The 9,794-nt window shown below is 39.2% G+C and carries 9 protein-coding genes; 8 read left to right on the forward strand and 1 reads right to left on the reverse strand.

Features of this window, described 5'->3' with window-relative positions:
* Positions 1-363: 363 nt before the first annotated feature.
* Complete coding sequence (locus CWB66_RS02230) at positions 364-1,245, forward strand: LysR family transcriptional regulator (protein ID WP_138584178.1); 882 nt, start codon at positions 364-366, stop codon at positions 1,243-1,245.
* Positions 1,246-1,424: 179 nt separating this feature from the next.
* Here CWB66_RS02230 and msrA read toward each other — a convergent pair whose 3' ends face one another.
* Positions 1,425-2,714, reverse strand: coding sequence for a peptide-methionine (S)-S-oxide reductase MsrA (gene msrA / locus CWB66_RS02235; protein ID WP_138584179.1), 1,290 nt, complete (start codon positions 2,712-2,714; stop codon positions 1,425-1,427).
* A 247-nt stretch (positions 2,715-2,961) separates the two neighbouring features.
* On the opposite strand from msrA, the gene pxpB reads away from it, so the two are divergent.
* From pxpB to CWB66_RS02270, 7 genes are all read left to right on the forward strand, one after another.
* Entirely contained in the window at positions 2,962-3,627 is a 666-nt protein-coding gene (pxpB, locus tag CWB66_RS02240; RefSeq protein ID WP_138584180.1) for a 5-oxoprolinase subunit PxpB, read from the forward strand.
* Positions 3,620-4,546 (forward strand): 5-oxoprolinase subunit C family protein, encoded by a 927-nt coding sequence (locus CWB66_RS02245; protein WP_138584181.1) that lies wholly within the window; start codon positions 3,620-3,622, stop codon positions 4,544-4,546. The genes pxpB and CWB66_RS02245 overlap by 8 nt, the downstream gene beginning before the upstream one ends.
* Positions 4,547-4,574: 28 nt before the next feature.
* On the forward strand, positions 4,575-5,285 hold the full coding sequence (locus CWB66_RS02250; protein WP_138584182.1) for a DUF969 domain-containing protein: 711 nt from the start codon (positions 4,575-4,577) through the stop codon (positions 5,283-5,285).
* The gene (locus CWB66_RS02255) at positions 5,282-6,307 is read left to right on the forward strand and encodes a DUF979 domain-containing protein (RefSeq protein ID WP_138584183.1); all 1,026 of its coding nucleotides are present in this window, start codon (positions 5,282-5,284) and stop codon (positions 6,305-6,307) included. Before CWB66_RS02250 ends, CWB66_RS02255 begins: the two co-directional genes overlap by 4 nt.
* Positions 6,300-6,968, forward strand: coding sequence for a pyroglutamyl-peptidase I (gene pcp / locus CWB66_RS02260; RefSeq protein WP_138584184.1), 669 nt, complete (start codon positions 6,300-6,302; stop codon positions 6,966-6,968). The genes CWB66_RS02255 and pcp overlap by 8 nt, the downstream gene beginning before the upstream one ends.
* 153 nt (positions 6,969-7,121) lie before the next feature.
* Positions 7,122-8,795, forward strand: coding sequence for an asparagine synthase B (gene asnB / locus CWB66_RS02265; protein WP_138584185.1), 1,674 nt, complete (start codon positions 7,122-7,124; stop codon positions 8,793-8,795).
* On the forward strand, positions 8,779-9,642 hold the full coding sequence (locus CWB66_RS02270) for a PhzF family phenazine biosynthesis protein (protein WP_138584186.1): 864 nt from the start codon (positions 8,779-8,781) through the stop codon (positions 9,640-9,642). Before asnB ends, CWB66_RS02270 begins: the two co-directional genes overlap by 17 nt.
* Positions 9,643-9,794: the final 152 nt, after the last annotated feature.

Raw genomic sequence — 9,794 nt, forward strand, 5'->3', positions numbered from 1 at the left:
GCATAAATCTTTGATCAATTTAACGAATTAAATTGTACTATAACGTCGTTAAAAATTTTTTATTTAGAACAACTAGATACAAAAATTTTTTGCCTAGTTCTAGCGTAATTTTCTCAACGTTAAATAGACCCCATATATAAGCAAATTGGTATAATTCATCCTACTGTAGTAAATTTTTATCTATAATAGTTGCATAAATAGGTAATCAACTAGTTAGAGCATTTGCACTAATTTATTGCTATGATGCACCAAAATTGTGAGAAACCTTAATTTAAAATCATAATTCATTGATATTATTGCAATTACTAACTGGTTCGATTTTTGCCTGCATTAGGCTACACCAATAATTAAATACTGGAAAACATGCAAACTCCTATTCGAGGCCTTCGCTCTTTTTGCTTTGCGGCAAAAAGTTTAAGCTTTAAGCACGCAGCCAATGAGCTGTATTTAACGCCGTCTGCGGTAAGCCATCAAATCAAACAGCTTGAAGAGCAACTTGGTATTGAGCTTTTTGTGCGTAAAACGCGTTCAATTAGCTTAACCACGGCTGGTAAAAACTTTTTTGATGCAGTGTCTCCTATTATTACTATGTTAGAGAGCACTATTAATGAATTTAGCCAGATGCAACAAAATACAAATTTAACAATTACTCTGCCAGAATTTTTTGCAAGCGAGCTACTCATGCCTAAATTAAGTGAGTGGACATCAGAGCATCCTAATATTAATTTACAAATGGATACGCTTAAAACACGCAAAGAGCTAACACGCCATAGTGATTTATCCATTGTTTTGTCCTCTAGTAAACCCACCGAAGGGTTAGCAACTGAGCTGTTTAATCTAGAATACATTCCTGCATGCAATAAGAAACTGCTCGATCAATGGAAAAATGATCATCGTCAAGCGCTTAACCAAGTACCGTTAATTTTACACAAAGCGCGTCCTTGGGCATGGCATCAATGGGCTGAAAAAGCGGGGATTGATGACTTTTCACCTACGCAAATTATTCAAATAGACAGTATGTTTGGTGTAGCGCGTGCGGCGCAACAAGGTATGGGGATTGCGCTTATTCCACTGCCAATTAGTCAAAGCTGGTTAGATGAGCAATGGCTGTATAAATTATTTGAACAGCCATTAACAACAAAAGATAAGTATTATTTAGTACAGCATGAATCGAATATGCCAAACCACCCTCTCGATTTATTTGCAAAGTGGGTTGTGAATACCTTTAGAAAAGTACAAGAATGATTTTGAGAGAGTAAAATCTTGCTGATAACAAGACAGAAATTGAGTTCCTTTATATCAGAATTTTTAATGCCGTGAGCGTCAGGTTTAATCCCTCAACTCATTAAGTATTATTGCTATAAACACCTTAAAAAATAAATTATATAAAAAAGCCTGATTTAAAATCAGGCTTAATTAACTGCTTAGTCTTTATCTCGCGGTACAAAGTCAAGCACCGTTGCATTAATACAATAGCGATCGCGTCCTCTTGGTCCTTCACCTGGGAATAAGTGGCCTAAGTGTATACCAGTGCTTTTTGAACGAAGCTCAATCCGTGTCATCCCCCAACTGCTGTCGTCATGTTGGGTAACATTGCTTTTTACAGGATGAGTAAACGACAACCAACCAGTGCCTGAATTAAACCTATCTCTCGTATCAAAAAGTGGTTCACCACTTAATTTGTCTACAAAAGTACCATCAGGTGTATTTTTAAACTCTTTGTACTCTTTACAATATGCTCTGTCTGTTCGCGCATCGAAAGCCACCTTGTAAGCATCACTGTTACCTAATTTGAACGCCCCCAGTGCTTTATAAAACTCTTCAGGTGTTGCATAACCTTGACGACCATATACTTCAACGCCATTTTCTAAAAACAAAATAGTCGGTGTTGCCCATGTGGCTGACTTAATAGTTAAATTATCAAGTTGATCAGCATGGCGGAATGTCATTGGGATAGTCCCTTTATAGTCATTTGCGACTGCTTTTTTGAATTTTTCACAGTATGGGCAGTATTCACGTGAATCTAAGACTACGATTTGCTTTCCTGCTAATAAAGCAGTGTTATCTACTTTTTCTACGGGTGTTTTATTAAAAACAACACCCGTAGAATGTTCTGGGCAATAGCCGTTTGGATTTTTTTCTAAATAATTTTGATGGTATTCTTCTGCCGATTCAAAACTTTGGAGCGGTTTAATAACCGTTTCAATGTTGCCGTAGCTCGCATCAGTTAAAAGCTGCTGATATTGCGATTTAACTTGCTCCGCTACTTTAGCTTGCGCATCGGTAGTCGTTAATACGATTGAACGATATTGCGTACCAATGTCGTTACCTTGGCGATTTTTTTGGGTTGGATCGTGGCTTTCAAAATAGTTTTTTAATAAATCTTCTGCCGAAATTATATTGCTGTTATACATAACTTGCACAACTTCAGCGTAATTATTTTCGTCAAAGCGACGAGACTGATCAGTAATATTTCTGTATGTTGCTTTAAAACCATTACCGTCTGCATAACCCGATTCAGCATCAATAACACCATTTAGCGCTTCGTAGCGTTTTTCTGCCCCCCAAAAGCAACCCGCTCCAAGCACAATGGTTTCTACATGCATAGTGGCTTCTACATCGCTGTGTTTTACTTTTTCCATTGATAAAGCAAAGCTGCCTGCGCTAAATATAATAGCTGCGCCTGATAAATATAATAAATGCTGGTGTTTCATAAGTTACCTCTGTACATGTGCGTACTCATTAAGACCTCCTTATCTTAATTTTCATTTCATCCTGATTACTTATTTAGTACGAAGCGTATTAAGTTTTGGTCCTAAATAAGTTAAATTCGATTAATTGAATATAAAACGACTCTTAAAGTAAGTTGGGCAATAAACATAACCACTTAGTCGCAATGGTGTAAATAAATTAATAAAACTGTGTTACGTTTAAATTATGTTGTACAAATAGGTTTATTTAATGAAGCCAACTCCTCATCTTTATGCATTAACAAACAGTAGTTTACTGTTTGATGCATCGCATTTAGACGCTAAAGATAGACTCTCTATTCAAAGGAAAATTTGGGCTTTAGCCAGCCACTGTAAAAGCACTGATGAATTTAGCGATTTGGTGCCAGCCATGAACTCGCTCACTCTCTATTTAAAATCAGATAAACACGTAAACAAGTGGTTACAAGTGCTACCTTCGCTGTGGAATGATATTAAAACGAGTACTTTTAAGGGGCAGCATCACTTAATCGAAACGACCTACAAGGGTGAGGATATTGATTACGTGGCTCGTTATCATAATTTAAGCGCTGATGAGGTTATTAATATTCATAGTAACACCAAGTACCACGTTTTATTTTTAGGCTTTCAGCCCGGTTTTGCTTACCTACATGGTTTAGAAGAGCAATTACATACACCAAGGCGTGATGAGCCACGTACTAGGGTTCCTAAAGGCTCTGTTGCAATAGGGGCTGCACAAACCGGAATTTACCCCGCAGATACCCCAGGTGGTTGGCACATAATAGGCCATACAGATACAGCCTTGTTTGATTCGACCTCTGAGCAACCTTGTTTAATTCAACCAGGCGATACGCTTGAATTTGTTCCGCTAGTTAATAAAGGAGCAACTCATGATTAAAGTACTCAAAAGTGGTGTATTACTTACAATTCAAGATTTTGGCCGTGAAGGCTACCGCCATTTAGGGGTAAGCAAAGCGGGCAGCTTAGACCCCTTTGCACAAATCATTGCTAATAGATTACTTAACAATAACGACAATGATGCCGTTTTAGAAATAACCGTTGGTTTGTGCGAGCTTGAGTTTAGCTGCGACACAGTAATTGCGCTTCATGGTTCCGATTTGCAAGCAACCCTTGACGGACAAGCAATTTACCCTGGTTGGACATTCGCAGTAAAAAACAAACAAGTACTGAGCTTTGCTACTGGTAGAGCCGGCTTAAGAGCTTATTTAGCAGTGAAAGGCGGTATACAAAATACTGAGGTTATGGGCTCTAAATCCACAGATTTAAACGCGTGTTTTGGTGGTATTGAAGGTAGAGCTCTCACCACTGGTGATGAAATACCTATTACTCCTTATTATGGAGAGTTTATAAAGGTAGGCGCAATGGCTCCCGCCCAGCGCAAGCTTATACGCCTTCACCCAAGCCCCCATGCTAACTTATTAGGCGAGCCTTTACTAAGCAACTTTGTATCTACCGCATTTAAAGTCAGTAGTAACAGTAACCGAATGGGCGTAAGGCTTGAGCATAAAAGTAGTTTGGTGCATTCGCACTGTTTGCCATCACTCGGGGTAAGCCCTGGGAGCATTCAACTACCACCTAATGGTGAACCTATTGTGCTACTTAACGATGGCCAAACCACTGGGGGGTATCCTCTTTTAGGGACTGTTATTGAAGCCGACTTACATCAATTTGCACAATTTAGACCTTTAGACACGGTTGAGTTTAAATATGTAACGTTTGAAGAAGCTGCAAAGGCAAAACAGAAACTTGACGGGCATCTACATCAATTGAGCCTTGCACTTAAAAATAACCTATAAAAATATTCTAAAAATAAATAGGAAAACTATGTTCGATTTAAATTATTGGCCGCTTATTGGCATTCCTGTTGTAGTAATCGGTTTTGCACTGCGCTTTAATCCGTTACTAGTGGTTACCTTTGCAGGACTTGCGACCGGCTGGGCAGTCAATCTTGATTTTATAAGTTTGCTGCAAACCTTTGGCGAAAAATTTATGAACTCGCGCCAATTAGCGAGCTTCATTTTAATTTTACCTATTATTGCACTACTTGAACGTTATGGATTACAACAACGTGCGCGCGACTGGATTTCACAAATTAAAACAGCCACCAGCGCACGTATACTTGCTCTTTATTTTATTGTTAGAGAATGCTCGGCTGCACTTGGTTTGCTCTCACTCGGCGGGCAAGCACAAACAGTTCGCCCTTTACTTGCACCTATGGCATTAGGGGCGGCTACAAATAAATATGGCGAATTGCCTAAACCCGTAAAAGATATGATCAGCGCCCATGCGGCGGCGGTTGATAACATTGCGGTATTTTTTGGTGAAGACATATTTATAGCCTTTGGTGCTGTTTTACTTATGGATGCATTTTTAAAAGAAAACGGCATAACGGGTATTGAGCCGCTACATATTGGTTTGTGGGCAATCCCTACTGCGCTGTGCGCCTTAGTTATTCACTTATTTAGACTAGCTCGACTCGAAAGTAAAATTGCAAAAGCGGTTCAAAAGTACAATGCACCGGAGCCCATACTATGAGTAAAGTAATTGATGCCGATGTATCGCACTCAAGCACAGCACTTGTGACCATTGAAAACATATACCTGCTTATTGGCATCATGGTGATGTTTTTAGTACTACGTACCCTGCAAGACAAAAACCACCCAAAAAGACTGACAACTGCCCTATTTTGGTTTTTGTTTGGCAGTAGTTTTTTATTTGGTGATTTTGCTATTGCAAATCTTGGTGCACAAACAACGTACCTAATAGTAGGTATTAGCGTATTACTCATCGCTTTATTAGCCGGTTTAAATTTAGTTTCCATGGGGAACTACTCTATTCCCAGTGAGCAGGAACAAAACCAAAGCGCTAAAAATCTAGGCAATAAGTTATTTATTCCCGCTTTAATGATCCCAATTGTTACCGTAGTCTTTACTGTACTATTTGATAATGTGGCTATAAATAATGTTTACTTACTTGATCAACGCCACTTAACACTTGCATCTTTAACCATTGCTTGTCTTTTTGCATTGCTTGTTGGCTGGAAAATAACCGGTGGTAGTCCTGTTCAAGCCGTAAGCGAATCACGTCGTTTGGTTGATTCTATTGGCTGGGCAGCCATTTTACCGCAAATGCTAGCCATGCTTGGTGGGGTATTCATTGTGGCGCAAACAGGCGACTCTATTAAAGAACTAGTTACTTTATTTATAGCTCCTGACAACCGTTTTATGCTGGTTGTTTTGTATTGTGTCGGTATGGCATTTTTTACCATGATTATGGGTAACGCGTTTGCTGCATTTCCGGTGATGACTGCGGGTATTGCGATGCCATTTTTAATTGAAGGTCATGGCGCAAGCCCTGCACCTTTAGTTGCGTTAGGTATGTATAGCGGCTATTGCGGTACGTTAATGACGCCTATGGCAGCCAATTTTAATATTATTCCTGCCGCTCTTTTAGACTTAAAAGATAAGTACCATGTAATAAAGGTGCAAATTCCGACGGCAGTTACCTTACTCGCCGTTAATATTATTTTAATGTATAGCTTGGTGTTTAATGACTAAATCAACTTCTACTATGGCGTGTGTATTAATAACCGGCTTTGCCCCTTTTGGTGGTGAAGCTATAAACCCTTCTTGGCAAGCAGTACAAAAACTTGATGAAACTATCATCATGAAACACAAAATATGCACGCTAGAACTTGCCTGTGAATTTAATACATCTATCAGCCAGCTTATAAACGCCATTGAATCGCACAATCCGGAGATTGTTTTGTGCATAGGTCAAGCTGGTGGGCGCAGCGAAATATCAATAGAGCGTATTGCAATAAACGTTGACGATGCACGTATTAAAGACAATGCAGGTAATCAACCTATCGATACACCAATAGAAAAAAATGGCCCTGATGCCTATTTTACAAACCTACCAATAAAGCGCATGTTACACGCATTGCACAACAGTAATATACCAGCTGCCATTTCGAATACGGCAGGCACGTATGTGTGTAATCACGTTATGTATGGTCTTATGCATTACATAAATGAGCACTGCGCTGTAATGAAAGGCGGCTTTGTGCATATTCCTTATTTACCCAGCCAAGCGGTGCACCACAGCGGTGCACCTAGTATGAATGAAGAAACCGTTATAGATGCGCTGAAAGTCATAGTAGCTCAAGCTTTGAACAATGAAAGTGATATTAAAGTAGCCGCTGGCACCACCCACTAGTCATTATGGTGCAGCTAATTCTAACTTGGTGCATAAATTATTCTTAATTAATTGTAAAAGCTATGTGACTTGAGTAAATATTTCTGATAAAACAAAGGTTCGCAGTGCAGCAAATTGGCTGTACTACACACATAATAGGAATGAGGAGTTACTATGTGTTCAATTTTTGGGGTATTAGATATTAAATCTGATCCCACTCAGTTGCGTACTCAAGCAATTGAAATGTCAAAACTGCTTAGACACCGAGGCCCAGATTGGTCTGGTGTATATGCATCTGAAAAAGCTATTTTAGTGCATGAGCGTTTAGCTATTGTTGGAGTATCAAGCGGTGCACAGCCTTTATACAATCCAGAAAAAACACATATTTTAGCCGTTAATGGCGAGATTTATAATCATAAAGAACTTGCAGCAGAGCTAGATGTTGATTTTACTTTTCAAACTCAATCAGACTGTGAAGTTATTTTAGCGCTGTACAAACAAAAAGGGCCTGACTTTTTAGATGACTTAAATGGCATTTTTGCATTTTGTTTATACGACGAAGAAAATGACGCTTACTTAATTGGCCGTGATCATATTGGTATTATCCCGCTTTACACCGGTCACGACGAGCACGGTAACTTTTACGTTGCTTCTGAGCTAAAAGCACTTTCTCCAATTTGTAAGCATATTGAAGAATTTCCACCAGGGCATTACCTGTACAGCAAAGATGGCAAAATGACGCCTTATTACAAGCGTGATTGGGAAACATTTGATGCAGTTAAAGATAATAGCGCAGAAGCCCAAGACGTTAAAGATGCATTAGAAGCGGCTGTTAAACGCCAGCTAATGTGTGACGTGCCTTACGGTGTATTACTTTCTGGTGGTTTAGACTCATCAGTTATCTCTGCTATTACTCAGCGCTTTGCTGCCAAACGTATTGAAGATAACGATGAAAGCGATGCATGGTGGCCTAAGCTACATTCTTTTTCAGTGGGCCTTGAAGGCTCACCTGATTTAGCCGCTGCACAAAAAGTAGCGGACATGATCGGGACTATTCACCACCCTATTATTTTTACCATTCAAGAAGGTATTGATGCACTGCGTGAAGTGATTTACCACATTGAAACGTACGATGTAACAACGATTCGTGCCTCTACACCTATGTACTTAATGGCTCGCCAAATTAAAGCGATGGGCATTAAAATGGTGTTGTCGGGCGAAGGTGCTGATGAGCTATTTGGTGGCTACTTATACTTCCATAAAGCACCTAACGCACAAGAGTTTCATGAAGAGCTAAACCGTAAAGTATCAAAACTGCATTTGTTTGACTGCTTACGTGCTAATAAATCAATGGCGGCATGGGGCGTAGAAGCACGTGTACCGTTTCTTGATAAAGAATTTGTTGATGTTGCTATGCGTATCAACCCTGAAGCTAAAATGTGTAAAGATGGCAAAATTGAAAAACACATTTTACGTGAAGGCTTTGAAGGTTACTTACCTGATGAAGTGCTATGGCGTCAAAAAGAGCAGTTTTCAGATGGTGTTGGTTACAGCTGGATTGATACGTTAAAAGAGTTTGTAAACGAGCAAGTAAGCGATCAAGAGCTTGCAAATGCAAAATTTAAATACCCTATTAATACACCAGATTCAAAAGAAGCTTACTACTACCGTACTATTTTTGAATCGCATTTCCCTGGTGATGCATCCGCTAAATGTGTACCGCATGGTAAATCGGTAGCGTGTTCGACTCCAGAAGCACTGGCATGGGACGCATCGTTTCAAAACAATGCCGATCCATCAGGTCGTGCTGCGGGCGTTCATAACGACGCATATGCAAGCAAAGGTTAATACTCTTTGCTTAGCGAAGCGTAAGCCTAAATGGCTTACGCTTCGCTTTATAGAGTTCACTTCCACCGAATCTGTTTTTTATAGCTCTGCAAATAACTTAAAAGGCTCAAGCGCTTTAATTGTTATTTATAAAAATGGGTTAACATCAAAAACAATGCAATATATTGCATCACAATCAATTCACCCTGCTACCGTATTTTTAAATCACAATGAGATAACTAAACTGCATTGTAAAATTCGCTGGTTTAACCGAACAAGTGAAATTAAACGCTGCGGACATGGTACTTTAGCAGCCGCTAATTTTTTGATAAACCACTTTGGTTATTGCCCTAAAGCGTTCATCTCGATGAGTCATGAGCGTTTTACTATAAGAGTAAAAAAACAACGCGCTCAGCTGTTACTAAAAAGCATAGAGCCTAAAAAAAGCGAATTTGCTGAAAGTGAGTTAAAAAGTGTGTTTTCATCAGCAATAAAAGTAGCCTACAGTACCGATGATAAAAACGGTTATACCGTCGTGCTATTTAATGAAGAATTTAATAAAGAATTTGAAAAAGACGATTTAAAAAGCTTACACGTTGATTTTAAAGCTTTGAGTAAACTCCACAAAAATGCAGTAATTGCCCTTAGTATAAAAAATAAAGACAAGAAAAATGCCATAGCGCATTTTAGATACTTTGCACCTCAGTTTGGTGTAAATGAAGACAGTGCTACAGGCTCTGCGGTATCTGTTATTGCCCCCCTGCTATTTAGACTACATGGTTTAAATAAAGCTAAGCTTATACAGCAATCAAATAATGGCGCATTGCTAAACTATGAGTTTAACAATGCCCAAGTTGTCATTTACTAGGGCGTGTTGATCATTGCGAATTGAAATTTGTTCAATCTAGGGGCGATTAAATCGCGGCGCGAGGTTTGTAACCTAGTGGGCTAAGTAAAAATCGAGCAACAAAGAGTTTATCGCCCCTAGGCAGAACCCGAAGGGCAGCACATGTTTGGGAT

It is taken from the genome of Pseudoalteromonas sp. S558 (assembly GCF_005886635.1).
Taxonomy (GTDB): domain Bacteria; phylum Pseudomonadota; class Gammaproteobacteria; order Enterobacterales; family Alteromonadaceae; genus Pseudoalteromonas; species Pseudoalteromonas aliena.

What these genes read in the sequence shown, in the direction of transcription:
- CWB66_RS02230 (WP_138584178.1), top strand. Translation starts at nt 364, where the DNA reads ATGCAAACTCCTATTCGAGGCCTTCGCTCTTTTTGCTTTGCGGCAAAA.
- msrA (WP_138584179.1), bottom strand. Translation starts at nt 2,714, where the DNA reads ATGAAACACCAGCATTTATTATATTTATCAGGCGCAGCTATTATATTT.
- pxpB (WP_138584180.1), top strand. Translation starts at nt 2,962, where the DNA reads ATGAAGCCAACTCCTCATCTTTATGCATTAACAAACAGTAGTTTACTG.
- CWB66_RS02245 (WP_138584181.1), top strand. Translation starts at nt 3,620, where the DNA reads ATGATTAAAGTACTCAAAAGTGGTGTATTACTTACAATTCAAGATTTT.
- CWB66_RS02250 (WP_138584182.1), top strand. Translation starts at nt 4,575, where the DNA reads ATGTTCGATTTAAATTATTGGCCGCTTATTGGCATTCCTGTTGTAGTA.
- CWB66_RS02255 (WP_138584183.1), top strand. Translation starts at nt 5,282, where the DNA reads ATGAGTAAAGTAATTGATGCCGATGTATCGCACTCAAGCACAGCACTT.
- pcp (WP_138584184.1), top strand. Translation starts at nt 6,300, where the DNA reads ATGACTAAATCAACTTCTACTATGGCGTGTGTATTAATAACCGGCTTT.
- asnB (WP_138584185.1), top strand. Translation starts at nt 7,122, where the DNA reads ATGTGTTCAATTTTTGGGGTATTAGATATTAAATCTGATCCCACTCAG.
- CWB66_RS02270 (WP_138584186.1), top strand. Translation starts at nt 8,779, where the DNA reads ATGCAAGCAAAGGTTAATACTCTTTGCTTAGCGAAGCGTAAGCCTAAA.